Raw genomic sequence first — 26468 nt, 5'->3', positions numbered from 1 at the left:
AGCCGTCCACTTCGCAAAGGAGCGAACATGCCAGCACTGCTCGAGCGCGTACTGACGCTGCTCGACCGCATCGTCCAATGGGCATGCGTCATCGCACTGGTCGTGATCACGGGTTCCGTGAGCTGGCAGGTGCTCACCCGCTACGTCACCCGCGACTCCGCGTCGTGGACCGTCGAGCTCGCCTCGCTCGCCTTCGTCTGGCTGTCCATGCTGGCGATCGCGCTGGGCGTGCGCCAGGGCCGCCACATGGTGCTCGACATCTGGGAGTACGTGCCTGAGCGTCGCTGGCTCCGCATCACGATCACGACGATCGCGAGCGTGCTCGTGCTCGCGACGCTCGTCGCGCTGACCGTCTTCGGCATGGAGGCGCTGCCCAGCGCGATGCGGCGCACCATGCCGGGCATGGATCTGCCGTTCGGCTTCATCTCGCTCGCGGTGCCGGTCGGCAGTGCGATCGCCGCGATCTTCGCGGTCGAGGCCTGGTGGAAGCTCGTGCGCGAGCCAGACCCCGAGGTCGACCCGCTGCCCTCGGCAGTGCTGTTCCAGTCCGAGGAGGACACCATGGTGAAGGGCGAGATCTGATGGGGCCGCTGCTGCTCGGAAACTTCGCCGGAGCGATGCTCCTGCGCGTGCCCATCGGCTTCGCGCTGGCCATCGCCTCCATGCTGACGATCTGGATCGTCACCGACACCCCGCTCGCGATCGGTGCGCAGCGCATCGTCGCCGGCATCACGCCGTTCGCGCTGCTGGCCATTCCGCTGTTCATCCTTGCCGGCGGCATCATGAACGCCGGCGGCATCACCAAGCGCCTGCTCAACCTCGCCGATTCGATCGTCGGTGGGATGCGCGGCGGCCTGGCGCAGACGAACGTGCTCTCCGCCCTCTTCTTCGGCGGCATCTCGGGTTCGGCCGTCGCCGACATCTCGAGCCTCGGCCGCATCCTCATCCCCGCGATGAAGGCACGCGACTACCGGGCCGCCTACTCGGCAGCGGTGACCGCCGCTGCCCCGATCGTGGCGCCCATCATGCCGCCGTCGATCACGATGATCGTCTACGGCGTGGTCTCTGGCACGTCGATCGGGCAGCTCTTCTTCGCCGGCATCGTGCCCGCGATCCTCTACATCGCGATGGTGATGGTCACGGTGCACCTGACGGTGCGCAAGCGCGGCTTCACCGAGGACCTCCAGGCCAACACCGCGAACATCGACCTCATCGGCAAGACGCCGAAGGAGGAGCGCCCGCCGTTCTGGAAGTCGCTGTGGGGCGCCACGCCCGCGCTGCTGCTGCCGCTGCTCATCCTCGGCGGCATCCGCTTCGGCTGGTTCACCGCCACCGAGGCATCCGCGGTCGCCGTGGTCTACGCGCTGCTCGTCGGCGTCTTCATCTACCGCGAGCTGACGCTGAAGAAGCTCATCTCCTCGCTCGCGGAGTCCTCGCTCATGGTCGGGTTGATCATGCTGGTGCTCGCCGCAGCGCAGCTCTACTCCTGGGCGCTCACCTCTGGCGGCGTGCCGCAGGCTGCTGCCGACGCGATCTTCGGGTTCAGCGACAGCCTCGTGGTGCTGCTGATCCTCGTGAACGTGCTGCTGCTGATCGCAGGCATGTTCATCGAGGCGAACGCGGCGCTCATCATCATCACGCCCATCCTCTACCCGGTGCTCACCGAGCTCGGCGTCGACCCCGTGCACCTGGGCATCATCATCGTCGTCAACCTGGGCATCGGCCTCATCACGCCGCCCGTCGGCATCGCTCTGATGCTGTCGTCCGAGATCGCGAAGGTGAAGTTCATCTCGGCGATCCGCGCCTCGTGGCCGTTCCTGCTGTGCGGCCTCGTCTACATGATCCTCATCACCTACATCCCGCAGATCTCACTCTGGCTGCCGTCGCTGCTGTCGGTCAGCGCCGAGTGACGACTGCAAGCCCCTAGGAAGGAACACCATGCGCAACTCCATCAAGGCTCTCGCGGGCGTGGGCATCGTCGCCCTCGCTCTCACCGGCTGCTCATCTGCAGGCGACCCCGCCGGCGGCGACGCCGGCAACGGCGACGGCACCTACTCGCTCGTGCTCGGCCACGCCGGCTCCACCGAGGATCCGCGCCAGTGGGCTGCGGAGCAGTTCGCCGAGCGGATCGAGGTGGCCACCGACGGTCGCGTCACCGTCGAGGTGCACTCCGACTCCACCCTCGGCACCTGGGAGGAGATGATCGACGGGCTGCAGATCGGCAGCACCGACATCGTCATCGAGTCGATGCTCTCCGTCGAGGCCTACACCGACCTCGCCTCGATCGAGACGGCCCCGTTCCTCTATGACAGCGACGAGCAGTTCTTCGAGGTCTGGGAGGGCGAGCTCGGCCAGGAGATCCACGGCGCTGTGACCGAGGCATCGGGCTACGCGCTGCTGGGCAACATGTATCGCGGATCGCGCGAGCTCACCACCAAGGATCCGGTGACCTCGCTCGCCGACGTCGAGGGCCTCACCATCCGCACGCCCAGCGCGCAGACGATGATGGACACCTGGAACGCGCTCGGCGCCCGCGCAGAGGCGCTGCCGTTCAACGAGGTCTACTCCGCGCTCGAGTCGGGTGTGCTCGACGGCCAGGAGAACCCGCTCGACGCGATCCTGTTCAACTCGATCCATGAGGTCGCGCCCAACGTCACGATGAGCGACCACATGTACGCGAACTACCACTTCCTCATGTGGGACGAAGCGCTGCAGGGCTACCCGGAGGACATCCGCACGGCCATCCAGGAGGTCTCGGCAGAGGTGGGCCAGGAGTACACGGAGAACACCGTGACGAACCTGGAGGACTACCGCACGCAGCTCGAGGAGGGCGGCGCCGTCTTCCACGAGCTCGAGGATCGCGAGGCCTGGATCGACGCGACGCAGCCGGTCGTCGAGGGACTGCCCGACCAGGTGCAGACCTGGGTCGAGCAGATCCGGACCATGTGACGCATCCGTCTGCCCTGACGAGCTGACGGTGGCGGGGCTTGCCCCGAGCGGGCCCCGCCACCACACCCCACTCCGCGCCGCACACCCAGGCTGCGCGGCCCACCAACCCCACGCTGCGCGCCAGCGTGCCCACTCCAAGGAGACACCCATGAACCTGCACGAGCTGCTCAAGGAGCGCGAAGCACAGGGCAAGCCGATCACGGTCGGGCTGATCGGCTCCGGCCGCTTCGGCACCATGTACCTGGCACAGGCGCGCAACATCCCCGGTGTGCGCGTCGCCGCGATCGCCGACATCAACACCGCAAGAGCCCGTGAGTCGTTGGCCCGAGTCGACTGGCCGGAGGACGCCATCGTCGACTCGGTCGATGAGCTCGCCGAAGGCAAGACGGCGGTCATCGCCGACGCCATGGAGCTGTTCCGCACCGACATCGACGTGATCGTCGAGGCGACCGGCAACCCGATCGTCGGCATCAAGCACGCGCTCGCCGCGATCGAGACCGGCAAGCACGTGATGATGGTCACGGTCGAGGCGGATGCGCTGGCTGGCCCCGCGCTCGCGCAGCGCGCCAAGCAGGCCGGGGTCGTCTACTCGATGGCCTTCGGCGATCAGCCGGCGCTCATCTGGGAGCTCATCGACTGGGCGCGCACCTCGGGCTTCGAGGTGGTCTGCGCCGGCAAGGGCGCGAAGTACCTGCCCGGCTACAACCAGATGAACCCCGACAACGTGTGGGACCACTGGGAGTTCTCGGACGAGCTGAAGCAGTCGGGCCAGCTCAACCCATACATGCACACCTCGTTCCGCGACGGCACGAAGGCCGCGATCGAGATGGCCGCCGTCGCCAACGCCTCAGCGCTCGTGCCGAGCGATGAGGGCATCTCGTTCACGCCCGGCAACCTCGAGGAGATCGCGACCGTCTGCCGTCCGAAGGAGGTGGGTGGCGTGCTCGCGCACAAGGGCACCGTCGACGTGATGTCGAGCTACACCCGCGAGGGCGACTGGATTCCCCACAACACGCAGGAGGGCGTCTTCGTCGTGGTCAAGGCCACGAACGCCTACGTCGCCGAGTGCTTCCAGGAGTACCCGTGGCATCCAGACCCCACGGGGCAGTACGCGGCGCTCTACCGGCCGTACCACTACGTCGGGCTCGAGCTGAACGTCTCGATCGCCAATGCTGTGCTGCGCGGCGTCGCGACGGGCACGGCTGTGGGGTTCACGGCGGATGTGGTGGCGACGGCCAAGAAGGATCTGGCCGCGGGCGACACGCTCGACGGCGAGGGCGGCTTCGCGGTCTACGGCAAGCTCGTCTCGGCCCGCACCTCGGTGGCCGAGGGCTACCTGCCGGTGGCGCTCGCGCACCACGTGCCGCTCAAGCGCGACATCGCACAGGGCGAGAGCGTGCGCTGGTCCGACGTCGAGGTCGACGACTCGCTCGCCCAGGCGATCGAGCTGCGGCGCGAGACCGAGGCGCTCGCGGCAGCCGTCGCGCACTAGGCGCCAGTGACGACGCGCTCGCTCAGCCTCATCGGGCTGGGGGCGATGGGCCTGCCGATGGCCCGTCTGCTGGCCGCTCGCGGCGCGCTCACGGTGCACAACCGGAGCGTGCCGCGGGCGCACGCGCTGGCTGCGGAGGCCGCCTCGATCACGGTCGCACCGACGCCCGCTGGCGCGGCCGCCGAGGTGGTGCTGACCGTGCTGCCCGATCTGCCGGAGGTGCGCGCGATCCTCGCAGGCCCCGACGGCCTGCTCGCGGGCTGGCGTGACGCATCCGTCGCCCGCCCGATGCTCGTCGTCATGGGCACGGTCTCTGCGGTGGCGCTGCGGGAGCTGGCGGCGGAGCTGGCCGAGCAGGGAGTAGAGGTCGTGGATGCGCCCATGTCGGGCGGCGTGCTGGGCGCGGCAGCGGGGCGGCTGAGCATCTTCGTCGGCGGCACCGACGCGCAGGCGGCCGAGGTGGCCGCCGTGCTCGAGCCGTGCGCCAGCCGGGTCACGCGCATGGGACCGGTCGGCGCAGGCGCGACCGCGAAGCTCTGCAACCAGCTGGTCGTGGCGGAGTCGGTGACGGCGCTGTCGGAGGCCTTCGCGCTCGCGCGCGCGAGCGGCATCGACGCCGCGGTGCTCGCCGACGCGCTTGGCTCGGGCCTGGCCGGCAGCGAGGTGCTGCGGCAGAAGCGCCACCACTGGATCGACGAGGCGTTCGAGGCCGGCGGCACGATCGACTACCAGGTGAAGGATCTGCGCTACGCGCAGCAGGCGGCGGCTGCCGCGGGCCTGCGCCTGCGTGCTGCTGAGACGGCGCTCGCGATGTTCGAGGCGGCCTCTGCTGCCGGCGACGGCGGCCTCGATCACAGCGGCGTCTACCGGCAGGTGCTGAGGGATTGAGCGTGCGCGTCAGGCGCGCGCTTCGGCGTCCTCGAGCCTGCCGACGATCGCCTCGCGGGCCGAGCTGTTGTGCTCGCGCAGCACGGCCCGCGCCGCGTCGGCATCGCCCGTGGCGATTGCGTCGACGATCGGAGCGTGGCGCTCGGCAGCCATGTTGGCGATGGCGGTGTCGCGGCCGGCGGCAGTGATGACCGCGCGGGCGAGGCCGCTCACTCGGCGCCACGACTCGACGAGCGTGTGATTGCCGCTGGCGATGCAGATGGACTCATGGAACGCGAGGTCGGCGGCCACCTGGTCGGCGATCGGGCCCCGCTCGCTCTGGACCATGCGCTCGAGAGCCGCGCGGAGCGTCTCGATCACGGTGTCGAGATCGTCGCGCTGGCACACGGCATCGATGGCGAGGGCCTCGAGGGCGAAGCGCACGTCGAAGATGTCGCGCACCTCAGCGGTCGTGACGACCCGCACCGAGAGCCGGCCGCGCGCATCCTTCGTCAGCAGCCCCTCCTCCTCGAGGTGCCGCAGCGCCTCGCGCAGCGTGCCGCGGGAGACACCGAGCGACGCGCTGAGCTCGGTCTCGCCCAAGTGGGTGCCCTGGGCGAGCTCGCCGGTCGTCACCGCCTCGCGGAGCCGGTCGAGGATGAGCTCGCGCCGGGTGACGCGCTCGATGGCGCCGAGCGAGGAGAACTGGGCGTCGATAGCCATGGCTGTCACCGTACCTGAACGATCGTCGAGTTCATGTGCATGCTCCGGGCCATCAGTGGAGGTGGCTTGCGCCGTTGATGTCGATGTTCGTGCCCTGGAGGTAGGAGGCATCGGCGCTGGAGAGGAAGCTGAAGACTGCAGCGATCTCGTCGGTGGTCGCGACCCGGCCGATCGGGATGTCGGCGGCGAGCCGAGCCTCGGATTCCGCCGTCGAGCCGACGCGGATGTTGGTGTCGGCCGCGCCCGGCGTGACGGAGTTGATCGTCACGCCCGAGTCGGCGATCTCGCGCGCGAGCGCCTTGGTGAAGCCCAGGATCGCTGCCTTCGCAGCCGAATAGGGCACCTTGCCGAACACGCCGCCGCCGCGCTGCGCCGAGACCGACGACATGGTGACGATGCGGCCCCAGCCGGCGTCAAGCATCCCCGGCAGGAACGCCTTCGTCACGAGGTAGGTGCCGGTGGCGTTGACGGCCATCACGGTGTTCCAGAGCGCGAGCGTGGTCTCGAGGAAGGGCACGGGGGATGTGATGCCGGCGATGTTGGCGAGCGCGCCGACCAGCGGCAGGCGGCCTGCGTCGACCTCGGCCTGCACGGCAGCATGGGCGGCGAGCACCTTGGCCTCGTCGGCGACGTCGACGACGGTGCCGAACGCGGGCACGCCGTGCCGTGCGCCGATCTCGGCGGCGACCTGCGCGGAGCGCTCGCCGTCGAGGTCGAGGATCACGACCGCCCAGCCCTCGCGGGCGTAGCGGTCGGCCACGGCCATGCCGATGCCGCGCTCTGAGGCGGCACCGGTGACGACAGCAGTGCGCTGCGGGGCGGATGCGGTGGGGTCGGTCATGGAAGCTCCTTCAGTCTCGTCACTGGTGCAGCGACGCGGCCATCGCGTCGCGCAGGCGGGTGAGGGATCGGTCGGCGATGGAGGCGAGCTCGACGCGGCGATCGTCGCCGGCGACGGCGGTGGCGTCATCGACGTAGGCGCGGGTGGGCTGCTCGAGGGAGAAGCCGCCCGAGTAGCCGATCTCCGTCAGGGCGTCGAAGGCGGCGGCGAAGTCGACCTCGCCCTCGCCGATGCGGCGACTGAAGTCGCCGCGTACCGCGTCGCGCAGGTGCACGTGGGTGATGCGGCCCTGCCAGTCGGCGACGGTCTGGGCGATGCTGTCGCCAGCTGCGGTGACGTGGGCGACGTCGAGCACGATGCCGACCCGGGCGCCGGCGGCGTCGAGCCGCGCGTGCAGGGCGTCGGCGCGCTCGCGGCTCCAGCTGAAGCGCAGGAAGTGCAGCGACTCGATCCAGAGCTCGACACCGCGGAGGTGTGCGGCATCGGCGGCGGTGGCGAGAGCGTAGGCGACGCGATCGAGATCGGATCGCTCGTCGGTGATCGGCGCGTGGTCGAGCGCGCCGCAGGGGAGCACGAGCGCGTCGGCGCCGATCGCCGCCGACAGCCGCAGCAAGCGGTCGAGGTGCTGCGCGCGGGCGAGCTCGTCGGCAGCCGGGTCGTTGAGATCGCCGATGTCGCCGTTGACGCTGCGGACGCGCAGGCCGGAGGCGGTGACCGCTGCGACGACGCGAGCGATGGCGGCATCGTCGAGGTCGAAGGGCACGTGATCGCAGACGCCGGGCAGCGCGCCGAGGTCGATCTCGGTCGCGCCGAGTGCGGCGATCTCGACGAGCGCGTCCGCCAGCGACAGGTGCTGGAACGTGATCGTCGAGCACCCCAGCCTGCTGGGTAGCGACATCGATGTCTCCTCCCGCGCCGTCGCGACTCGGCGGCGCCGCCACCAGTGTATGACGTTGAACTGTTGACAATCAACAGGAAAAGTTCCCGTGCGTGGGCCACGCACGCGAAGAGGGGCCGCCCGCAGGCAGCCCCTCTTCGCGCAGCGCAGCGTCAGCCCAGCACGACGCCCTTGCGCCCGCCGATCGGGATCGGCGTGTAGCGCGTCACCTCGACGGGGCTGGCGAGCAGCCCCTCGAGCTCTGCGTTGAACTCCGCGACCGGCACGCCGGCGCCGTGCTCGTCGAGCAGGGCGGCGGAATCCCAATGCTCGATCATGATGATCGTGCCGTCCTCGGCCTCCTGGATCGCGTAGAGGTTGCAGCCCGCCTCCTCGTGCACACGCGGGATGACGCGCTCCATGGCGGCGAGCACACGCTCGCGCGCGCCCTCCACCGGCCGGAAGGTCGCCGTGACGACGAGCGCCTCGTCGGGTGTGATGGGTTCGGTCATGTCGTCGCTCCTGTTCAGCCGAGCTCGCGCAGGACGGTCTCGACGATGCGGTCCTTCGTCAGACCGTAGCGGTCGTGCAGCGTGGGCAGCGCGCCCGCGTCCAGGAACGCATCCGGGAGCCCGATCGGCACGATCCGCCGGCCGAGGCCCCTGCGGGCGGCCGCAGCCGCCACCGTCTCGAACAGCCCGCCGACCACCGTGTGGTTCTCGAGCGTCACCGCCAGGCGCGGGGTGTCGAGCTCTGCGAGCACGGTCTCGGCGTCGAACGGCTTGATGGTGGGAGCGTGCACGACCGCCACGTCGACCTTGTGGGCCGCCAGCGCATCCGCCGCCTGCAGCGCACGCATGGTCATGAGGCCCGACGACACGAAGACGACGTCGGCGCCGCCGCGCAGCACCTTGGCCTTGCCGAGCTCGAACGTGTAGTCGTACTCGTCGAGCACCGTCGGCACCTTGCCGCGCAGCAGGCGCAGGTAGGTCGGGCCCTCGTGGGCCGCGAGCTGCGGCACGGCCTGCGCGATGTCGATCGCGTCGCACGGGTCGACGATCGTCAAGTTCGGCAGGCCGCGGAAGATCGCCACGTCCTCGGTCGCCTGGTGGCTCGGGCCGTAGCCGGTCGTGAGGCCCGGCAGGCCGCCGACCACGTTGACGTTGAGGTTCGGCTCGGCGATGTCGAGCGCGATGAAGTCGTACGCACGGCGGGCGGCGAAGACCGAGTAGGTCGAGGCGAAGGGCACGAGGCCCGTCTCAGCCATGCCGGCGGCCGCGCCGAAGAGCAGCTGCTCGCTCATGCCCATCTGGAAGAACCGCTCGGGGTGGGCCTTCGCGAAGATGTGCATGTCGGTGTACTTGCCGAGGTCGGCGGTGAGCCCGACCACGCGCTGGTCGGTCTCGGCCAGCTGCGCGAGCGCGTGTCCGAAGGGGGCAGCGGTGGTGCGCTGGTCGGGATCGGCGATGGACGCGATCATCGCGCTCGTGCTCGGACCCTTGCGCTCGAAGCGGGGCGGGGTGGTGGTGGTCGTCATCGTGCGGCCTCCTCGGCGCTTGGTGACTGCTCGGCGCTTGCTGACTGCTCGGCACCTGCTGACTGCTCGGTGTCTCCGGCAGGCTCGTGGCCAGCGGTGAGCTGCGCGCGGCAGATCGGCCACTCCTGCTCCTCGATGCGCATGAAGTGCGCCTTCTCGCGCTCCTCCAGCAGCGGCACGCCCTTGCCGACCTTCGTGTCGCAGATGATCACCTGCGGCTGACCCTCGGGCGCGACGTGCGCTCGGCACGCGTCGAACGCATCCGCCAGCGCGCCCGCGTCGTTGCCGTCGATGCGCACGACGTGCCAGCCGAACGCGCGCCACTTCGCCTCGACGGGCTCGATGCGCAGCACGGTGCTGGTCGGGCCGTCGGCCTGCAGCGCGTTCATGTCGACGAGCGCGGTGAGGTTGCCGAGCCTGTGGTGGGCGGCTCCCATCGCTGCCTCCCAGGTGGAGCCCTCGTCGAGCTCGCCGTCGGAGAGGAAGTTGATCACGCGCTGCTCGGTCTGCCCCTGCAGTCGCATGCCGAGCGCCATGCCGACCGCGACCGTCAGGCCGTGGCCGAGCGAGCCGCCTGAGATCTCCATGCCCGGGGTGTACGAGGCCATGCCCGACATCGGCAGCCGCGAGTCGTCAGACGCATAGGTGACGAGCTCGTCGACGGGCACGATGCCTGCCTCTGCGAGCGCCGCGTACAGGCCGATCGCGTAGTGACCGGTCGAGAGCAGGAAGCGGTCGCGCCCCGCCCACTCGGGGTCGGCTGGGTCGTAGCGCAGCTGGTCGGCGTAGACGGCCGCCATCATGTCGGCCGCACCGAGCGCCTGCCCGACGTAGCCCTGCCCCTGCACCTCGCCCATGTCGATGGCGTGGTGGCGGGCGCGGTAGGCCGCCTCGGAGATGGCTCGGATGCGCTCGGCGCGGGTGCGGCCGACGTGGCCGGCCGTGCGGGGTGCGGTCGTCGCAGGCTGTGCGAGGCTCACGTGAGCACCTCCTGCTGCTCTGCCGGGGTGACGATCGCGGCGCGCTCGTCGGTCGCGGTGCCGATCACCCGCGGGGCGGTCTCGCGCACGGTGAGCCCCACGAGCGTCGAGATGACGCCGAGCGCCGAGAACAGCAGTCCGACGCCGATCCATCCGACCCATCCGTAGACCGCCGTGGCGATGAAGGGCAGGCAGCCGGCGACGATCGCGGCGCCGTTGTAGCCGAGCGAGATGCCGGAGGTGCGTCGGTTCGCGGGGAAGAGCTCCGAGAACCAGCTCGACTCGACGGCGAAGATCGGGTCGTGGCTGAGCACGAGCGAGAGCGCGATCGCGACCACGATCATCACGAGCGAGCCGGTGTTGATCATCAGGAACATCGGGATGCCGAACGCGATCGTGAAGATCGAGCCGATCAGGAACACCTTCTTGCGGCCGATGCGGTCGCTGAGCGCGCCGAACGCGAGGTGGCTGACGAGGCCGATCGCGCTGCCGACCAACGTGCCGATCAGCACGTTCGAGCTCTCGCTGATCACGGCGAGGCCGACGTAGGTGACGGTGAACGCGGTCGTGACGTAGTAGCCGCCGGTCTCTGCCAGACGGAGGCCGATGATGCGCAGGATGATCGGCCAATCCTTCTTGAGGGTCTCGAGCGCGGGCTGCTTGAGCACACCGTCCTGCTGCTGCACGGTCTCGAACTCGGGGCTCTCGGCGACGCGCAGGCGGATGAACAGGCCGATGATGACCATGACGCTCGCGAGCAGGAACGGCACCCGCCACGCCCAGTCGCCGGGCAGTCCGGCGGTCAGGAGGATCACGCCGTTGGCCAGCAGCAGGCCCGCGGGGATGCCGATCTGGGGCAGCGCGCCGAAGAAGCCGCGGCGGCGCGCAGGGGCGTGCTCGACGGCCATCAGCACGGCACCGCCCCACTCCGCGCCGTAGGCGACGCCCTGCACGATGCGCAGCATGATGAGCAGGATCGGTGCAAGGATGCCGACCATCGCGAAGGTCGGCAGGATGCCGATGGCGGTGGTCACGATGCCCATCACCACGAGCGACCAGATGAGGATGCGCTTGCGGCCGATGCGGTCGCCGAAGTGGCCGGCGAGATAGCCGCCGAGCGGGCGGAAGAGGAAGCCGATCGCGAGCGTCGCGAACGAGGCGAGCGCGCCGACGATCGGGTCGTCGGTGGCGAAGAACACGGTGCCGAAGTAGGTGGCCGACGCGGTCGCGTAGATGAAGAAGTCGTACGACTCGACGGCCGTGCCGATCATCGACGCGAGCGAGACCTTGACCGGATTGTCCTTCTTGGTCTCGAGCTGCTCGGCGCCCTGGGCGGGCGCGGGGCTGGTGGTGGACATGCTTCCTCCTCGAAGCGCGGGTGGGACGGCCGCGGGCGCGGTCGATCGGTGCGGCGCGTCAGAGCCGCGCCGGCAGGGGAGCTGTGGGGTCTCGTCCCGGGGTCTAGCCCTGTGGGGCCTCGTGTTGGTAGGTCTCGATGACCCGGCTGTCGTCGCGGCGCTCGAGGCCGGCGGCTGCTGCCAGCAGGTAGCGCTCGCGGGCTGCGGCGAGCACCGGCACGTCAGCGCCGACGGATGCGGCGGCATCGGCGACGAGGCCGGAATCCTTCACGAAGATGCCGACGGTGCTGGTGACGGGCGCGTCGGTGCCCAGCAGCATGCGCGGACCGCGGTCGGCGAGCATCCACGAGCCGGCAGCGCCGCCGCCGACGAGGTCGAGCACGTCGGCCTTGTCGAGGCCGAGCGACTCGCCCAGCGCGAGCGCCTCGGCGGCCGCCACGATGTGCACCGAGCACAGGTGCTGGTTGACGACCTTGATCGCCTGGCCCTGACCGAGCTCGGCGCCGACGGTGCGCACGGCGCCGAGCGGTGCGAGCACCTCGGCGACGCCCTCGAGGTCGGCCTGCGCGCCCGACGCGAAGATGATCAGCTCGCCCGTGGCCGCCCGCGCGACGCCTCCCGTGACCGGGGCGTCCACGACGGTGGCGCCCTGGGAGGTGAGGCGCTCGCCTGCGCGACGCACCGCATCCGGGCCCACGGTCGACATGATGAGCCAGGTGCGGCCGGCGACGACGGATGCGGCGCTCGCCTCGTCGACGAGCGCGTCGAGCTGGTCGGGGGTGGCGACCATGACGACCACGGTGCCGTCGGCTGGCGCCTGGGCGATCGAGGCCACGGCCGCGATGCCCGCCTCGGCGGCGCGCTCGCGGGCGGCCTCGAAGGGGTCGACGCCGGTCACGGCGAAGCCGGCTGCTGCGATGCGCTGCGACATGGGGGTGCCGATGGCGCCCAGGCCGATGAAGGTGACGGATGCGTGGCTCACGCGGAGCCCTCCTTGGTGGTCTCGAGGGTGATGAGGGAGTGGATCTCGAAGTGGCGGCGGATCGCGGCGCGGGCAGCGTCGGGGTCGTTCGCGGCGATGGCGTCGACGATCGGGTAGTGCACGACGTCGGTCTCCATGCGGCCGTGGGCGTCGGGGAGCTCTGCGGCGAGCGCGGCGGCACGGCGCTCGTGCATGGCCTGCTGCAGCGCGTAGGCGAGCCCCGACTGCATCATCGTGAAGACGGGGTTGTCCACGATGCGGAACAGGCCCGCGTGGAAGGCGAGGTCGGCCTCGCTGGCGGCATCGTGCTCGCCGGCGGTGGTGCAGGCGACCATCTCGTCGACGAGGGTGCGCAGGCGCTCGGCGTCGGCGGGGGTGGCGCGGCGGGCCGCCTGCACGGTGACGACGGTCTCGAGCATCTCGCGGGCCTCGGCGATCTCGCTCGAGTCGAGGAAGCCGAGCGCGCGCATGGTCGTGAAGTAGGTGCGGATGACGTCGGGGCCGGGGGACTGCAGGTAGGTGCCGTGGCCTTGGCGGCGATCGAGGATGCCGATCGACTCGAGCTGCGAGAGGCGTTCGCGGAGCGCGCCACGGCTGACGTCGAGTCGGGCGCAGAGCTCGCGCTCGGGGATGAGCCGCCGGGAGCCGTCGGGCTCGGGATGCGAGAGGTCGATCAGCTGGACGGCGAACGCCTCGAGCGTCTCGTGCATGCTGGCCCCTCACCGTTGAGCAGTCGGACCAGATTGGTTCGACCAATGCTCGGCACGCTACGGCACGAGGGCGCTGCTTGTCAATATTGGTTCGACCAATATGGGAGAGGGCACCGCGCGGACGCTCAGGGTGACGGGGCAGGGAGCACGGTGAAGGGGATGGTGCTCTCGCCGACGCCCACGAACTCCACGACGACGGAGTACTCGCCACCGGTCGTGGGACCGCTCGCGATGCCCATCACCTCGACGAGCACGGTCTCGCCCGGTGCGATCGGCGGCAGCGTGTAGCCGACCTGGGACGACCGCCAGTAGTCGCCGTTGAAGCGCAGCATCGGCTGCACGAGCTCGGCGGGGTAGCGGATGCGCACACTCGGCCTGCCGGTGGCGTCGCCGACGTTCGTCACGGCCGCTGCCATCCCGACGACCTGGCTGCCGTGCATGCCCTCGCCGGGCGTCGTGCCGAGGAGCACGTGCTCCGAGCGCGGCTGATCGACCTCGGTGTAGTCGACATACCGGTACTCATCAAAGATGACGTCGATCGACACCCGCCGCGAATAGGCGTCCGCAGGCACCTCGGCGCGGCCGCTGGCGGTGAACTCGAGCGTCTCGCCTGGCCACAGGCCGATCATGAGCTCGCCCGACCCTCGCGCGATCGTGCGTCCTCTGGCCTCCAGCCGGTTGTCGAACAGGTTGGTGCCGAAGTGCATCTCGAGCGGCACCTCGACGCCGAAGTTCGCATGGTTCCTGAGCGTGAAGGTCGTCGTGGTCCGCTCACCCCAGGCGACGTGCCCGGTCGCGCCGTCCGTCTGTATCGTGACGTGCGCATCTGGAGCCTGATCGCAGACCGTGAGCCGCAGGGCGTCGAGCGTGATCCAGAACTTTGTGCCGATCCCCGTCACGTTCCGGACGCCGAGACGCTGCAGCTGCTCGGGCACGCGTGTGTGCTCATGACAGAAGCGGCCCGAGAGCATCAGCACCGAGCCGACCTCTGCGGCGTAGACGGATGCGCCGATCGTGTCGCCGTGGCCGTTGCCGGCGACGAGGATGGCGCGGTTGCCAACGATGGAGGGCACGAACCGCTGGATCATCAGCGCGTTCGTCGCATAGCGGTCGGGGCCGCCGATGCGTGAGAACTCCGCACCCTTGCGCGCGAGGCCGGCGCCTTGCAGCGCCCGCAGGTAGTCGTCAGGGAGGACCGAGGTCGAGCCGACGAAGACAATGTTGCGCGGGCCCTGGATGTGCGGCAGCAGTCGTTGCGCCCAGGCCCGCGGGTCGCCGATGGCGGGGAACACCGCCGCCCCCATCCGCGCGGCGACATTGCCGGCCGCCAGGCCGTCGGAGTAGCCGTTGCGTCCGATGATGAAGACATCGCCGAGCCGCCCGTTCGCGTGCCGGATCTGCTGCGAGAGCTCGATGGCAGAGTCGACGCGGTCGCCCGCGTTCGTGCCCACTCGATTGATGCGCGCACCCGGCAGCAGTTGGCGCGTCGCCGCCCACAGACGGTCGCTGAGCACGCTGCGGCTGCCGACGATGTGCACGTAGCGTGGGTTCAGCCGTCGGATCTCGGTGGCGACGGTCGAAGGGATCGAATCTCGGCGCACCATGAGCACGTGCGCACCCTCGGCTCGCGCGGCGGGCGGCACCGAGAGCGCGTCGCCGCCCGACTCGCCGGAGACCAGGTAGAGCACGCGGGCTCCGCCCATCTGCTGAGACATGAGCACGCTCGTCGCGTACAGATCCTTGCCGCCGATCCAGTTGGCGCGGACGACGGCGCTGCTCGAGGCGGCAGCGACGGTGGGAGCCACCACGATCCCCAGCATTGTGGCGACGACGATGACGATGGCAAGGGTGGCAGTGCGCAGCCTGCCCGGCGGGGTGCGCTGCGCAGAGAGCAGGGGAGTCGGCATGGTGACCTGTCGCGGGGCCCGAGAGCAGAGGACGGCGCGATCGGGAGAAGCCGCTGGGGTGCCGTACCTCGGATCCTAGGGGGCCGCTCGCCGCGGAAGAAGGTGCTGTTGCGGAAACGTTATCGACGCAGCTGCATCCGTACACCGGCCGGTCGGCGCGCGGGTGCGGCAGACACCTCACACCGCCAGCCCGAAGTGCATCAGCTCGTCGTCGGTGAGCATCCGTGACCGGATGAGGAAGCGCATCCCCGTCGGGCCTTCGACCGAGAAGCCGGCGCCGCGGCCGGGCACGATGTCGATCGTGAGGTGCGTGAACTTCCAGTACTCGAACTGCGAGGTCGACATGTAGATCTCGATCGGGTCGTCGAGCCCGGCGTCGACGGCGCCGAGCAGCACGTCGCCGGGGCCGGTGATGAACATGCCGATCGGGTAGCACATGGGCGACGAGCCGTCGCAGCATCCGCCCGACTGGTGGAACATGAGCGGTCCGTGCTGGGCAGTGAGCTGGCGCACCATGGCTGCTGCGTCGGCGGTGATCGCGACGCGTGATCGGGTGGCGGATGCGGTCATGGCGCGCTCCTCTTGGCTGCCGCGGCGGGTGGTTCGGCCCGGGCGAGACGGGGCGTCGATCGCCCGGGCCGGCTGATCAGAAGAAGCCCATGGGCCTTTCTGCGTAGGAGACCAGCAGGTTCTTCGTCTGCTGGTAGTGCTCGAGCATCTTCAGGTGGTTCTCGCGCCCGATGCCCGACTGCTTGTAGCCGCCGAAGGCCGCGTGCGCCGGGTATTGGTGGTAGGTGTTCGTCCACACGCGACCCGCCTCGATCGCGCGGCCCGCCCGGTAGGCGATGTCGCCAGAGCGGCTCCAGACACCGGCACCCAGGCCGTAGAGCGTGTCGTTCGCGATCGAGATGGCATCGTCGAAGTCGGTGAACTTCGTGACCGACAGCACCGGCCCGAAGATCTCCTCCTGGAAGATGCGCATGTCGTTCGTGCCCTCGAAGACGGTCGGCTCGATGTAGTAGCCGCCGGAGAGGTCACCGCCGAGGTCGACGCGCTCGCCGCCCGTGAGCAGCTTCGCGCCACCCTCCTTGCCGATGTCGATGTAGCTGAGGATCTTCTCGAGCTGGTCGTTCGACGCCTGTGCGCCGATCATCGTGGTCGGGTCGAGCGGGTTGCCCTGCGTGATCTTCGCGACGCGGTCGAGGCCATCGCCCAGCAGCTGGTCGTAGATCGAGCCCTGGATGAGCGCGCGGCTCGGGCACGTGCAGACCTCGCCGTTGTTGAGCGCGAAGAGCGTGAACCCCTCGAGCGCCTTGTCGTAGTAGCTGTCGCCCGTGTCGCGCGCGACATCCTCGAAGAACAGGTTGGGGCTCTTGCCGCCGAGCTCGAGCGTGACGGGGATGAGGTTCTGCGAGGCGTACTGCATGATGAGCCGCCCGGTCGTCGTCTCACCGGTGAAGGCGACCTTGCGGATGCGGGGGTGCTGCGCGAGCGGTGCCCCGGCCTCGATGCCGAAGCCGTTCACGACGTTCACGACGCCAGGCGGGATGAGGTCGCCGATGAGCTCCATGAGCAGCAGGATCGACGCCGGCGTCTGCTCGGCAGGCTTCAGCACGACGCAGTTGCCGGCGGCGAGCGCGGGGGCGAGCTTCCAGGTGGCCATGAGGATCGGGAAGTTCCAGGGGATGATCTGGCCGACCACGCCGAGCGGCTCGTGGAAGTGGTAGGCCACGGTGTCGCCGTCGAGCTGGCTGAGCGAGCCCTCCTGCGCGCGCAGCACGCCCGCGAAGTAGCGGAAGTGGTCGGCGGCGAGCGGAATGTCGGCCGCCAGCGTCTCGCGCACCGGCTTGCCGTTCTCCCACGTCTCGGCGACGGCGATCTGCTCGAGATTGGCCTCGATGCGGTCCGCGATCTTGTTGAGGATGTTCGCGCGCTCGGTGGGGCTGGTGTGCTTCCAGCTCTCGAACGCCTTCCAGGCGGTCTCGACGGCGCGATCGATGTCCTCGCTGGTGCCGCGGCCGACTTCGCAGAAGGGCTTGCCGGTGACGGGGGTGATGTTCTCGAAGTACTGCCCCTTTGCCGGGTCGACGAACTCGCCGCCGATGTAGTGGCCGTAGCGCGAGCGGTAGGTGGCGACGGAGCCCTGCTGGCCCGGCGCGGCGTAGACGGCGGGGCCCTGGGCTCCGGTGCCGTCGGACGGGGTCTGGATGTCGTCCTCGACGATGGTCATCGCGGTCTCCTTCGACTCGGCATGACGCGTCGCGACGGGGAGCCGCGACGGTGCGGTGCTGCGCACGCTACGCAGGGGCACGTTGCATCCCGTTGCGCGGTGGAGCTGAGGGCGGAGGCCCTTTCGGGCCTCTGCCGCGACCCCAGCGCCGAGGCCCGTCCCGGGCCTCGGTCTCCCTAGAGCTCCAGCCGCTCCAGCCTCGCCACCAGCCCCGCCCGCCGCGGTGAGCGCGCCGGCAGCATCCGCAAGCACTGCCGCAGCAGCTCGACATCGTCGCTGCCGGCGGCCGTGTCGGCGAACGCGAGCAGCACATCCACCCCCGCCTCCGTCATGAGCGACTCGCGCAGCGCGGCGAGCGCCGTCTCCCGCAGCTCCTCGACGCCGGGCGCGCGCGAGCCGGGCAGCGCGTCGCCGGGGTAGGCAGCCAGCGCCACGCGGTGCGCGCCGCGGTCGAGCAGCGAGAGCATCTGCTGCAGGTCGGTCTCGAGCGGGGCCTCGAGCCGATAGGGGCGAGAGGCGGGCACGAGGTGTGGGGCGGCCTCCGCGAGCACGCGCTTGAGGCGCACCATCTCCGGCCGCAGCGACTCGGAGCCCGGGTCGCCGTAGACCAGCTCGGCGAGGCGATCGCCCGCGAGGCCCTGCCGGTGGGTCGCGAGCATGAGCAGCAGCTCTGCATGGCGCTCGCTGAGCTCGACCGAGCGCTCGCCCTCGTCGCCGCGCAGCTCGAGCATCGCGAGGTCGCGGCCGAGCACGCGCAGGGTGGAGGTCGGCACGCGCGGGGTCGAGCGGCGGGCCGGGCGGGGAGCCGAGCGCCTCGGCTGCTCGCCGCGGGCGCGCAGCCTCGCGACCAGCAGCTCGCCCTCGACGGCCCGCGCGGTGGCGTCGACGAGCAGCTGCGCCTGGGCGGTCGCCGCCTCGGGCCCGCCCGTCACGTCGAGCACGCCCAGGATGCGGCGCGTCTCGGGGTCGCGCACGGGTGCCGCGGTGCACGACCACGGCTGCACGAGCCGGTTGTAGTGCTCCGGGCCGTGGATCTGCACCGAGCGGTCGAGCGCGAGAGCAGTGCCGGGCGCGGAGGTGCCGACGACGTCCTCCGACCAGTTCGCGCCCTCGACGAAGCCCATGTCGCCGGTGAGGGCCCGCACGCGCCGATCGCCCTCGACCCACAGGAGGCGACCGGAGGCATCCCCGAGTGCCACGACGACGCCCGAGTCGAGCGCGTCGCCGGGCAGCAGCAGCGAGCGGATCAGCTCGAGCGCGCCGGCGAGCGGATGCGCGCTGCGGTAGGCGGCGAGGGCCTCGGCGTCGAGATCGAGGGTCGGGGCACCCTCGACGCCGGCGAGGCTCGCGAGCGAGCGGCTCCAGCTGTCGCGCACGAGCGGGCGGATGGCGGCGAGGCGCGGATCGTCCGCGTTGCCGGCGACGAGCTCGTCGTGGGCGCGCTCGACCAGCAGTCGGGAGGCGCCGTCGCGCGGCTCTGTCCATGTGGGCATGGGGCTCCGTTCGCCATCGGGGAGCGTGTCGATCAGTGTAGCTGCGGGCGCTCGCGACGTGCCGGGCGATCGGGGCGGCCGGTGGTGGGCGCGCACGCGAACCACGGCGGTCGGCTTGGCGGACCGGCCCGATCCCTACCGGGCGGGCAGCTCAGCCGCGATCACGTGCTGCGGCCTGCCCTCCAGTGGGATCTCGCGCACGGCGCCGGATGCCGGATCGATGAGCGTCAGTCCGTCCCACCAGCCGTCGCGCGTGAAGCCGCCGGCGAGCACGGCCTGCCAGGCGGCGTCGTCGGCCGGCTGCCAGATGGCGACCGTCTCGTGCGGATGCTCGAGCGCCACGACCTCCTCCTCGCCGGTCGCCGGGTCGAGGAAGGAGGCGTTCGGCTGGCCGGTCGCGGTGCCGAATGGGCCCGTGCCGGCCGCGACGAGCGTGCCGTCGGGCGCCGTCGCGATGCCGTGCTGGTGCGAGTTCGCGGTCGTCTCGATGCGCTCGGTCTCGCCGGTCGCGGGATCCAGCAGCACCGTGACGAGCCCCTGGTAGGGCAGCGCCATGCGGCCGTCGGCCGTGATCGAGGCGTAGTGCGGCTTCTCCCAGCCGGCGAAGCCCAGGTTGCCGAAGGGTGCGATCTCGACCTGCCGCACCTCGAGGTCCTGCGGGTCGAACCCCGACGCAGTGTCGACGATCGAGACCGTGTAGCTGTCGTGGTCGATCGTCGCCACCCACTCGCCGGCAGGGTCGGCGAGCACGTCGAACGGCCGGATCCCCACGTCGACGCTCCCTGTGAAGCGCTCCTCGTCGACGTCGTAGACCTCGAGCCAGGCCGGGTCGGGCCAGCGGTGCACGGCGACGTAGACGTGCTCGCCGTCGGGCGCGACCGCGATGCCGAGCCCGCCGTCGCGATACTCGCCGAAGCCGACCTCGCTGGGCTGGTGCTCATAGGACACGAGCGCCGTGCGGCTGCGGGTGGCGAGGTCGACGACAGCGAGGCCCTCCGCCGTCGAGACGTAGGCGGTGCCGTCATGCGCGGCGACGCCCCACGGTGCCTGGCCGACCTCGACGACGTCGAGCAGCGCATCCGCTGCCTCGGGGTCGAGGATGGCGAGGCCGTCGGATGCGGCGAGCGTCACGAGCAGCGCCGGACTGGCGTCGGATGCGTCAACGGGCTCCGACGTCGGTGTCGCGGAGGGCTCGCCGACCGCGGGCGCTGTGGTCGACGGCTCCGGCATGGGTGCGAGCGCGCCGGGCGTGCAGCCGGCGAGCGCAGCGACGAGGAGCAGCGCGAGCGCGGGCAGGGTGGCGGATCTCGCCGGTCTGCGGCGCCGACCGCGGGCGCGTTCGGTCGAGGAGCGCACGACCAGCCTCATCGCACCGGAGCCCCAGCGGTCACGCCGCCGACGCTGAACCGGCGACGATACGAGGTGGGCGTCGTCGAGTACGCGCGCACGAAGCGCTGCCGGAGCGTCACCGGGCTGCCGAAGCCGCACGCCTCGGCGACCTGCGTCACCGAGAGCTCTGTGGTCTCCAGCAGCCGACGCGCCTCGTCGAGGCGTCGCGCGAGCACCCAGCTCGCCGGGCTCGTGCCCGTCGTCTCGCGGAAGCGGCGGGTGAAGCTCCTCGGACTCATGTGCGCCTGTGCAGCGAGTGACGCCACCGCGATCGGCTGGTCGAGATTGCCGATCGCCCACTCGAGTGCCTCGGTGATCGCGCCCTGGCCGGCCTGCTCGGGCAGCGGGCGCTCGACGTACTGCGCCTGGTCGCCGTCGCGGTGCGGAGCGACGACGAGCGCGCGGGCGACGGTCGCCGCGGCGGCCGCGCCGAGCTGCTCGCGCACGATGTGCAGACAGGCGTCGAGGGCGGATGCGGTGCCGGCGGAGGTGAGCACGTCGCCGTGGTCGATGGAGAGCGCGGCGGGCCGCACGTCGACGGCGGGATGCCGTCGCGCGAGCTCGTCGGCGCGTGCCCAATGGGTGACGGCGGCGCGCCCGTCGAGCAGCCCGCTCGCGGCGACGGGGAAGGCGCCGAGGCACAGCCCAGCGATGCGCGCGCCGCGCGCGTGGGCATCGCGCATCAGGGTGATCAGCGCCTCGGGAACGGGCGGCAGCGCATCAGGCCACGACGGCCAGATGAGCAGATCCGCATCCATCGCCGCCTGCGCATCCGCGAGCCCGGCGACCAGTAGTCCCTCGGTCGTGCGCACGTTGGCACCGTCGTCGCTCCAGACGACGGTGCTCCAATCGGCGAGGCCGGCGCGGGCCACCTCGCCGAAGACGAGCAGCGGCGTCGACAGGTGGAAGGCGGTGATGTCGTCGAAGGCGTGGATGGCGATGCGCAGGATTGGCCCGATCTCATCGAAACTGTGCGTTTGCGCCACTCACGATACCTGAGCAGTGGAGGCCACGATGGATGCAGGCGGGCCGATCGGCCGCCGACCGGCTTCGAGGAGGACCCATGCCGAACCGCGCCCTGATCATCATCGACGTGCAGAACGAGTACTTCGATGGGCCGGTGCTGCCCATCCAGCACCCCGCTCGCGACGGCTCGCTCGCGAAGATCGTCGATGCGATCGACGCGGCCGAGCGTGCCCGCATGCCGATCGTCGCCGTGCAGCACGAGCTGCCCGAGGATGCGCCGGTGTTCGCCAAGGGCTCGGCGGCGCACGCGGTGCACGACGCCGTCGAGGCTCGGGCGACCGACGCCTGGCTGCGCTCCAGCAAGGCCGTCGCGAGCGTGCTCGCCGACGACGCGCTCGTCGCCCGGCTGCGCGAGCAGCAGGTCGACACGCTCACGCTCGTCGGCTACATGACCAACAACTGCGTCCTCGGCACCGCCGCCGCAGCCGAGCCGATGGGCTTCGCCGTCGAGGTGCTCTCCGACGCGACGGGAGCCATCCACCTCGCGAACGAGGCCGGGAGCGCCTCGGCACAGCAGGTGCACGAGACGCTCATGGTGCTGCTGCACTCGAACTTCGCGGCGGTCGCGACGACCGCCGCGTGGACCGATGCGGTGCAGGCGGATGCGGTGCTCCCGAAGAGCGACCTGGGCACCTCGGCCGCGCAAGGGCGTGCGGCCTTCGGCGAAGCAGCCGCCGCCTGATTCGCGCGCGGGCGCTGCTCCAAGCGCGCCCGCTCGCGTCAGTGCCGCATCGGCCCCACCAGCAGCCCACGGTCCTCGCGCATCCACACCTGACCGGTTGCGCGGTGCTCGGCGCGCGTCGCGAAGCGGTAGCGATAGATGCGCGCTCGCACCCACCGCGGCCGCTCGCCGTCGAAGGGGTCGTGCCCGAGCAGCCGCAGCGTCGGCGCATCGGCCTCGAGCAGCCGCTCGAGCAGCACCGTGAACCACGCTCCGCGCATCCCCAGCGCCAGGAACCACATGAGCCAGTCGAGCCGCAGATGGTACGGCGCGAACCAGCCGGGCACCCGCCGCACGTCTCCCGGCTTGCCCCGGAAGCCGTACTCGACCCACTCGGCGTCACCTGACGCATCCGACCCGAGGTCTTCAGCCATCGTGCCCTCGATCACGATCTCCTCGCGCACCCTCGTGACGGTGCCGAACGCGCCGTAGGCGTTCGCGAGCCGCACCCGGTTGAAGGATGCGTTCATGAGCTGGCGGCGCGAGGCGAGATTGCGCACGGTCGGGATCGACAGCCAGACGGAGGCGAGGAAGACGAGGGCCACGAGGATGCTCCACCACGCGGGCGTCGGCGCGTGCTCGCGGGCGGTCCAGGCGGGGACGAGCCACGCGACCGCGCGGTCGTCGACGGCGGCGAAGGCGAGCACGATCGTGATCCAGTTGAGCCAGGCGAAGTTGCCGGTGATCACCAGCCAGAGCTGCGTGAGGATGACGACCGCTGCGGCGGCGCTCGCGATCGCGGCGGACACCGGGTGCGGGATGACGATCGCGAACAGCAGCCACGGCACGGCCAGCTGCGCCACGTGGTTGGCGACCACCTCGCCCTGGTGGAACCAGCGCGGCAGCAGGTGCGCGGTGCGGCTGAGCGGCCCCGGCATCGGCTGCGTCTCGTGGTGGAAGGTGAGCGCCGTGAGGTCGCGCCACTCGCGACCGCCGCGGATCTTGATCATGCCGGCGCCGAACTCCAGCCGGAACACCAGCCACACGACCAACAGCAGCGTCAAGGTCGGGGGTGCCGACGCATCCGACCCCAGGAACGCCACGAGGAAGCCCGCCTCGCAGAGCAGCAGCTCCCAGCCGAAGCCGTAGAAGGTCTGACCGAGCGGCAGGATCGAGAGGTAGACGATCCAGAGCGCGAGGAAGGCGAGCATCGGCAGCCAGGGCGGGCCGAGCTGGGGGAGGCCGGCGACGAGGGTGAGCGCGATCGAGATCGAGATGAGGCAGAGGATGCGCAGCAGCCGGTCGGAGTAGTGCCAGCGGAAGATGCTGGGCTGGCCGTCGAGGGCGCCGGCGGCGATCACGCGCGGGGCGGGGAGCAGCCCGCGCTCGCCGCAGAGCGCCGGGAACTGCAGCAGCGTCGAGACGAATGCGATCGCGAAGACGGCCGCGGTGCCGCGCTGCAGCACCTGTCGGGCGAGCTCGGCGTATGGGGCGTCGAGCCAGGTGAGCGCTGCCCAATCCATGGCTCACCTCCTCCGACCCACTGGTCGAGCAGCCGGGCGAGGCCCGGCGTCTCGGCACCCTTCCCGTCAGCGTTGCGCGCCACTTGGCGCGGGACAAGCCCCGTCAGCCCGGCAGCACGCGCACGCCGCGCTGCCGGGGCGACCTCGGCGAGATGGCGACGTCGGGTGGGGCGAGTGCGTCCGGAACTCTTCTGGCTGTGGGTGCACTCGATCGGACTATCCAACTGGAGCGCCGCTCTGACCGAATTGCTCCGGCGCACCGCCGCGTGTCAGCCGTGTGCGCCGTGCACGCCGCGCAGCCCGCCGCCCAGCAGGGGCGACGGGCTGCGCGATCACCGGCGCGAGCCGATGGCGGCTGTCCTACTGGTTGCCGAGCTTGCCGTCGATCGAGGTGCGCACGTCTTCGATCTTCTCCGCGTGCTGCCCGCCGGTGACCTCGTTCGCCTTCTCGGCGACGGCGCCGAGCACCGAGTCGCTGATCTCCTCGGCCTTCTCGCTCTTCAGAGCCGAGTCGATCTGGTCCTTGTTCTCAGCGACGAAGTTCTTCGCTGCGTTGGTCAGGTCATCCAGTGCGCCCATGGGTTTCCTCTCGTGCGCGGCCCCGCGCGTCACGTGACGTGCCGTCAGCCTCGCTCGAAACCTAGCCTCCGGGCTTCGCTGGCGTCCAGCATCCGACCGATCTCGCCATCGACCGGCGGTGAGGCTCACCCCGCCCTGAGCTCCTTGAGCGCCGCGTGCGCCGCGTGCCATCCGCTCATGCCGTGCACGCCGCCGCCGGGCGGGGCCGACGAGGAGCAGAGGTAGAACTGCCCGTCGATCGGCACGCGATAGGGCTTGAACGGGCGTGGTCGCATGAGCTGCTGCGTGCCGGCGAGCGAACCGCCGCCGATCGAGCCGCCGACCAGGTTGGGGTTCCAGCGCTCGAGCGCGGCAGGAGGCGTCGACCGCCGGTCGAGGATGCGCTCGCGGAAGCCGGGCGCGAAGCGCGCGATCTGCGCCTCGATGGCGTCGGATGCGTCACCCGGCCAGGCGTTCGGCACATGCGCGTAGGCCCATACGACGTGCTTGCCGCTGGGCGCGCGCCCCGGGTCAGCGGCAGTCGGCTGGGTGAGCAGCACGAAGGGCCGCTCTGGCATCTGCCTGCGCGCGACGGCCGACTCGGCTTCGACGATCTCTCGCAGCGTGCCGCCCACGTGCACGGTGCCGGCACCGGCGACGCGCTCGTCCTCCCAGGGGATCGGACCGTCGAGCAGCAGGTCGAGCTTCGAGACCGCGGGGCCGTAGTGCCAGTCGGCCATCCGGCGCGCATAGCGGCGAGGCAGTCGGTCGCCCGCGAGCCCGAGCAGCTGGCGCGGGGTGACGTCGAGCAGCACCAGATCCGCGCCGTCGAGCTGCCGCAGGTCGGTGATCTCGACGCCCGTCTCGATGCGAGCGCCGGCCGCCTGTGCGACGCGAGCCAGGGCATCCGGGATCGCCTGCGAGCCGCCCTTGGCGAACGGCCAGCCGGTCGCGTGGCCGACGCCGCCGAACGCGACGCCGAAGGCGCTGGTCAGCGGCGCGCCCAGCGGCAGCGTCGCGTGCGTTGCCGAGCCGGCGAAGAGCGCCTGCGCGGCCCCCGAGCGGAAGATCGTGCGTGCCAGCAGGTTCGCGGGCAGGGCGCCGCGCAGCCCGATGCGCGCCAGCAGCAGCGGGTCGTCGGGCACGCGGATGAGGGGCGAGAGGATGCTCGCGGCCGTCGCATAGGGATGCTCGGTCGCGGGCGCGTGGAGCCGCAGCCAGGCGTCGCGATCGACGCCGAGCTCGCGGGCGGTCTGCTCGGCGTCGCGGTGCAGGATGGCCGCGCGGCCGCCGGGCAGCGGATGCGCCATGGGGGACGCGGCGTGCACCCACTCGAGCCCGTGCTGCTCGAGCTTGAGCGCGCGGAAGGCGGGGCTCGTGGCGCCGAACGGGTGGCCGGCGGCGCCCAGGTCGATCGTCGCCTGGTCGTCGAAGGCGGTGGCGCTCGCGGCCGCGCCGCCGATGCCGTCGAGCCGCTCGACCACGGTCACCTCGAGCCCTGCGCGGGCCAGCACCGCGGCGGCCGTGAGCCCGTTGGGGCCCGCGCCGACGATGACGGCGGTGGTCACGCGCCTCCCTCGACGAAGCGCTCGCGCACCGACTCGCGGCTGATGCGCTGCAGCTCGATGATCTGGCCTTCAGCGCGGCCCTGCAGGTCGGTCAGCAGCGCGCGGTCGAAGCGGTCATCCCGCTCGGCCAGCTCGAGCAGCGCATCCCACATCGACAGCTTCGCGCGCACCATGCCGGTCAGCACGTCGAGCTCGAGCTGCGCCATGGAGCCGCGCCGGATGCGCAGCAGGTTGACCGGATTGATCGAGCCGACCGTCTGGAAGGCCAGCGTGAGCAGACGCTTCCAGCCGGCCGGCCGGAAGCCGAGGTGCTGGATGAGTCGGGCGAGGTCGCGTCGGTCGCGCGCGATGTCCTCGGCGAGGGCGAGCAGCGCAGGCTCGTGACGTGTGCCCTCGAAGGTGCGGGCGGCTGCCTGGAACGCTTGCAGACCGCCCTCGCTCGCCAGCAGATGCTCGTTGAGGTAGGTGGCGAGGTGCTCGTCGGCGTCGCTACGAGAGCTCCCGCTCATCGCTGCCTCCTTCGGGTCGGGGTACACGGACAGCCTTGCGCGTCGTCGTGGCGAGGGCAACCCGGACACCGCGGCAACGCCGCCCTCGATCATCGCCGCGATTTCGACGACTCCTGCAGCGTGGCCGACCGCCAGCAGGGCACTGGCCCAGCCTCGTTGGTCACTGCTCGCGGATGCTGCTCAGATGTAGACATGGAGCAATAGGTTGTGCTCATGTGAGCAAGAGAGGCAACATCCGCAGATTTTGGTGATCGCTGGTCATACCGTGAGGTTCACGAAGCACTGCCT

At 70.9% G+C, this 26468-nt stretch carries 25 protein-coding genes; 6 read left to right on the top strand and 19 right to left on the bottom strand.

Translation table 11 applies throughout. The features are described from left to right. Nucleotides 1-27: 27 nt before the first annotated feature. The 5 genes from MKD51_RS00620 (at nt 28) to MKD51_RS16260 (ending at nt 5329) form a co-directional block, all read left to right on the top strand. Nucleotides 28-582: a TRAP transporter small permease gene (locus MKD51_RS00620; protein WP_240237015.1), complete on the top strand. Its 555-nt coding sequence runs from the start codon at nt 28-30 to the stop codon at nt 580-582. After that, entirely contained in the window at nt 582-1910 is a 1329-nt protein-coding gene (locus tag MKD51_RS00615; RefSeq protein ID WP_240237013.1) for a TRAP transporter large permease, read from the top strand. Before MKD51_RS00620 ends, MKD51_RS00615 begins: the two co-directional genes overlap by 1 nt. Before the next feature lie 28 nt (nt 1911-1938). After that, nucleotides 1939-2949 (top strand): TRAP transporter substrate-binding protein, encoded by a 1011-nt coding sequence (locus MKD51_RS00610; protein ID WP_240237011.1) that lies wholly within the window; start codon nt 1939-1941, stop codon nt 2947-2949. 148 nt (nt 2950-3097) lie between these two features. Then, nucleotides 3098-4441 carry a Gfo/Idh/MocA family oxidoreductase gene (locus MKD51_RS00605; protein ID WP_240237009.1) on the top strand — a complete coding sequence of 448 codons (1344 nt, stop codon included), beginning with the start codon at nt 3098-3100 and terminating at the stop codon, nt 4439-4441. Between the two features lie 6 nt (nt 4442-4447). Continuing rightward, a complete protein-coding gene (locus MKD51_RS16260; RefSeq protein WP_240237008.1) occupies nt 4448-5329 on the top strand; it encodes an NAD(P)-dependent oxidoreductase in 882 nt (293 codons plus the stop codon). 9 nt (nt 5330-5338) lie between these two features. Here MKD51_RS16260 and MKD51_RS00595 read toward each other — a convergent pair whose 3' ends face one another. The 15 genes from MKD51_RS00595 to MKD51_RS00525 all read right to left on the bottom strand — a co-directional run bounded on the left by MKD51_RS00595 (nt 5339) and on the right by MKD51_RS00525 (nt 21321). Continuing rightward, complete coding sequence (locus MKD51_RS00595; RefSeq protein WP_240237006.1) at nt 5339-6031, bottom strand: GntR family transcriptional regulator; 693 nt, start codon at nt 6029-6031, stop codon at nt 5339-5341. A 52-nt stretch (nt 6032-6083) separates the two neighbouring features. Next, complete coding sequence (locus tag MKD51_RS00590; RefSeq protein WP_240237004.1) at nt 6084-6872, bottom strand: SDR family NAD(P)-dependent oxidoreductase; 789 nt, start codon at nt 6870-6872, stop codon at nt 6084-6086. A gap of 19 nt (nt 6873-6891) precedes the next feature. Beyond that, on the bottom strand, nt 6892-7770 hold the full coding sequence (locus MKD51_RS00585) for a sugar phosphate isomerase/epimerase (protein WP_240237002.1): 879 nt from the start codon (nt 7768-7770) through the stop codon (nt 6892-6894). 152 nt (nt 7771-7922) lie between these two features. Next, a complete protein-coding gene (locus tag MKD51_RS00580) occupies nt 7923-8261 on the bottom strand; it encodes an antibiotic biosynthesis monooxygenase (RefSeq protein WP_240236999.1) in 339 nt (112 codons plus the stop codon). A 14-nt stretch (nt 8262-8275) separates the two neighbouring features. Next, a complete protein-coding gene (locus MKD51_RS00575; RefSeq protein WP_240236997.1) occupies nt 8276-9286 on the bottom strand; it encodes a transketolase C-terminal domain-containing protein in 1011 nt (336 codons plus the stop codon). Beyond that, the gene (locus MKD51_RS00570) at nt 9283-10194 is read right to left on the bottom strand and encodes a transketolase (protein ID WP_240240774.1); all 912 of its coding nucleotides are present in this window, start codon (nt 10192-10194) and stop codon (nt 9283-9285) included. Before MKD51_RS00570 ends, MKD51_RS00575 begins: the two co-directional genes overlap by 4 nt. Nucleotides 10195-10262: 68 nt before the next feature. Beyond that, on the bottom strand, nt 10263-11624 hold the full coding sequence (locus MKD51_RS00565; RefSeq protein WP_240236995.1) for an MFS transporter: 1362 nt from the start codon (nt 11622-11624) through the stop codon (nt 10263-10265). 103 nt (nt 11625-11727) lie between these two features. Beyond that, nucleotides 11728-12606: an NAD(P)-dependent oxidoreductase gene (locus MKD51_RS00560; RefSeq protein WP_240236993.1), complete on the bottom strand. Its 879-nt coding sequence runs from the start codon at nt 12604-12606 to the stop codon at nt 11728-11730. Then, complete coding sequence (locus MKD51_RS00555; protein ID WP_240236991.1) at nt 12603-13316, bottom strand: FCD domain-containing protein; 714 nt, start codon at nt 13314-13316, stop codon at nt 12603-12605. Before MKD51_RS00555 ends, MKD51_RS00560 begins: the two co-directional genes overlap by 4 nt. A 125-nt stretch (nt 13317-13441) precedes the next feature. Continuing rightward, a complete protein-coding gene (locus MKD51_RS00550; RefSeq protein WP_240236989.1) occupies nt 13442-15223 on the bottom strand; it encodes a cell wall-binding repeat-containing protein in 1782 nt (593 codons plus the stop codon). A gap of 177 nt (nt 15224-15400) precedes the next feature. After that, complete coding sequence (locus MKD51_RS00545) at nt 15401-15793, bottom strand: DUF779 domain-containing protein (protein WP_240236987.1); 393 nt, start codon at nt 15791-15793, stop codon at nt 15401-15403. A 76-nt stretch (nt 15794-15869) separates the two neighbouring features. Then, nucleotides 15870-17453, bottom strand: a complete 1584-nt coding sequence (locus tag MKD51_RS00540; protein ID WP_240236985.1) for an aldehyde dehydrogenase family protein — start codon at nt 17451-17453, stop codon at nt 15870-15872. A gap of 176 nt (nt 17454-17629) precedes the next feature. Next, entirely contained in the window at nt 17630-18946 is a 1317-nt protein-coding gene (locus MKD51_RS00535; protein WP_240236983.1) for a GAF domain-containing protein, read from the bottom strand. A gap of 135 nt (nt 18947-19081) precedes the next feature. Further along, nucleotides 19082-20302: a hypothetical protein gene (locus MKD51_RS00530; protein WP_240236981.1), complete on the bottom strand. Its 1221-nt coding sequence runs from the start codon at nt 20300-20302 to the stop codon at nt 19082-19084. Nucleotides 20303-20310: 8 nt separating this feature from the next. Next, nucleotides 20311-21321 (bottom strand): helix-turn-helix domain-containing protein, encoded by a 1011-nt coding sequence (locus MKD51_RS00525; protein WP_240236979.1) that lies wholly within the window; start codon nt 21319-21321, stop codon nt 20311-20313. A 77-nt stretch (nt 21322-21398) separates the two neighbouring features. Between MKD51_RS00525 and MKD51_RS00520 the strand changes: the two genes are divergently transcribed. Continuing rightward, nucleotides 21399-22043, top strand: a complete 645-nt coding sequence (locus MKD51_RS00520) for an isochorismatase family protein (RefSeq protein ID WP_240236977.1) — start codon at nt 21399-21401, stop codon at nt 22041-22043. 38 nt (nt 22044-22081) lie between these two features. Here MKD51_RS00520 and MKD51_RS00515 read toward each other — a convergent pair whose 3' ends face one another. From MKD51_RS00515 to MKD51_RS00500, 4 genes are all read right to left on the bottom strand, one after another. Beyond that, a complete protein-coding gene (locus MKD51_RS00515; RefSeq protein WP_240236975.1) occupies nt 22082-23545 on the bottom strand; it encodes a lipase maturation factor family protein in 1464 nt (487 codons plus the stop codon). A gap of 360 nt (nt 23546-23905) precedes the next feature. After that, on the bottom strand, nt 23906-24124 hold the full coding sequence (locus MKD51_RS00510) for an antitoxin (RefSeq protein ID WP_240236973.1): 219 nt from the start codon (nt 24122-24124) through the stop codon (nt 23906-23908). Between the two features lie 125 nt (nt 24125-24249). After that, complete coding sequence (locus MKD51_RS00505) at nt 24250-25671, bottom strand: NAD(P)/FAD-dependent oxidoreductase (protein ID WP_240236971.1); 1422 nt, start codon at nt 25669-25671, stop codon at nt 24250-24252. Then, nucleotides 25668-26180, bottom strand: a complete 513-nt coding sequence (locus MKD51_RS00500) for a hypothetical protein (protein WP_240236969.1) — start codon at nt 26178-26180, stop codon at nt 25668-25670. Before MKD51_RS00500 ends, MKD51_RS00505 begins: the two co-directional genes overlap by 4 nt. Nucleotides 26181-26468: the final 288 nt, after the last annotated feature.

The organism is Agrococcus sp. ARC_14, from assembly GCF_022436485.1.
In the GTDB taxonomy this organism is placed as follows: domain Bacteria; phylum Actinomycetota; class Actinomycetes; order Actinomycetales; family Microbacteriaceae; genus Agrococcus.
The sequence above is the reverse complement of the archived record's forward strand: the minus strand, read 5'-3'. Positions and strand labels throughout refer to the sequence as shown.

Excerpts from the sequence above, each read along its gene's own strand:
- MKD51_RS00575 (WP_240236997.1), bottom strand. The coding sequence starts at position 9,286 with ATGACGACCACCACCACCCCGCCCCGCTTCGAGCGCAAGGGTCCGAGC.
- MKD51_RS00520 (WP_240236977.1), top strand. The coding sequence starts at position 21,399 with ATGCCGAACCGCGCCCTGATCATCATCGACGTGCAGAACGAGTACTTC.
- MKD51_RS00535 (WP_240236983.1), bottom strand. The coding sequence starts at position 18,946 with ATGCCCACATGGACAGAGCCGCGCGACGGCGCCTCCCGACTGCTGGTC.
- MKD51_RS00620 (WP_240237015.1), top strand. The coding sequence starts at position 28 with ATGCCAGCACTGCTCGAGCGCGTACTGACGCTGCTCGACCGCATCGTC.
- MKD51_RS00585 (WP_240237002.1), bottom strand. The coding sequence starts at position 7,770 with ATGTCGCTACCCAGCAGGCTGGGGTGCTCGACGATCACGTTCCAGCAC.
- MKD51_RS00550 (WP_240236989.1), bottom strand. The coding sequence starts at position 15,223 with ATGCCGACTCCCCTGCTCTCTGCGCAGCGCACCCCGCCGGGCAGGCTG.
- MKD51_RS00510 (WP_240236973.1), bottom strand. The coding sequence starts at position 24,124 with ATGGGCGCACTGGATGACCTGACCAACGCAGCGAAGAACTTCGTCGCT.
- MKD51_RS00580 (WP_240236999.1), bottom strand. The coding sequence starts at position 8,261 with ATGACCGAACCCATCACACCCGACGAGGCGCTCGTCGTCACGGCGACC.
- MKD51_RS00590 (WP_240237004.1), bottom strand. The coding sequence starts at position 6,872 with ATGACCGACCCCACCGCATCCGCCCCGCAGCGCACTGCTGTCGTCACC.
- MKD51_RS00515 (WP_240236975.1), bottom strand. The coding sequence starts at position 23,545 with ATGGATTGGGCAGCGCTCACCTGGCTCGACGCCCCATACGCCGAGCTC.
- MKD51_RS00500 (WP_240236969.1), bottom strand. The coding sequence starts at position 26,180 with ATGAGCGGGAGCTCTCGTAGCGACGCCGACGAGCACCTCGCCACCTAC.
- MKD51_RS00610 (WP_240237011.1), top strand. The coding sequence starts at position 1,939 with ATGCGCAACTCCATCAAGGCTCTCGCGGGCGTGGGCATCGTCGCCCTC.
- MKD51_RS00565 (WP_240236995.1), bottom strand. The coding sequence starts at position 11,624 with ATGTCCACCACCAGCCCCGCGCCCGCCCAGGGCGCCGAGCAGCTCGAG.
- MKD51_RS00545 (WP_240236987.1), bottom strand. The coding sequence starts at position 15,793 with ATGACCGCATCCGCCACCCGATCACGCGTCGCGATCACCGCCGACGCA.
- MKD51_RS00595 (WP_240237006.1), bottom strand. The coding sequence starts at position 6,031 with ATGGCTATCGACGCCCAGTTCTCCTCGCTCGGCGCCATCGAGCGCGTC.
- MKD51_RS00540 (WP_240236985.1), bottom strand. The coding sequence starts at position 17,453 with ATGACCATCGTCGAGGACGACATCCAGACCCCGTCCGACGGCACCGGA.
- MKD51_RS00605 (WP_240237009.1), top strand. The coding sequence starts at position 3,098 with ATGAACCTGCACGAGCTGCTCAAGGAGCGCGAAGCACAGGGCAAGCCG.
- MKD51_RS00555 (WP_240236991.1), bottom strand. The coding sequence starts at position 13,316 with ATGCACGAGACGCTCGAGGCGTTCGCCGTCCAGCTGATCGACCTCTCG.
- MKD51_RS00615 (WP_240237013.1), top strand. The coding sequence starts at position 582 with ATGGGGCCGCTGCTGCTCGGAAACTTCGCCGGAGCGATGCTCCTGCGC.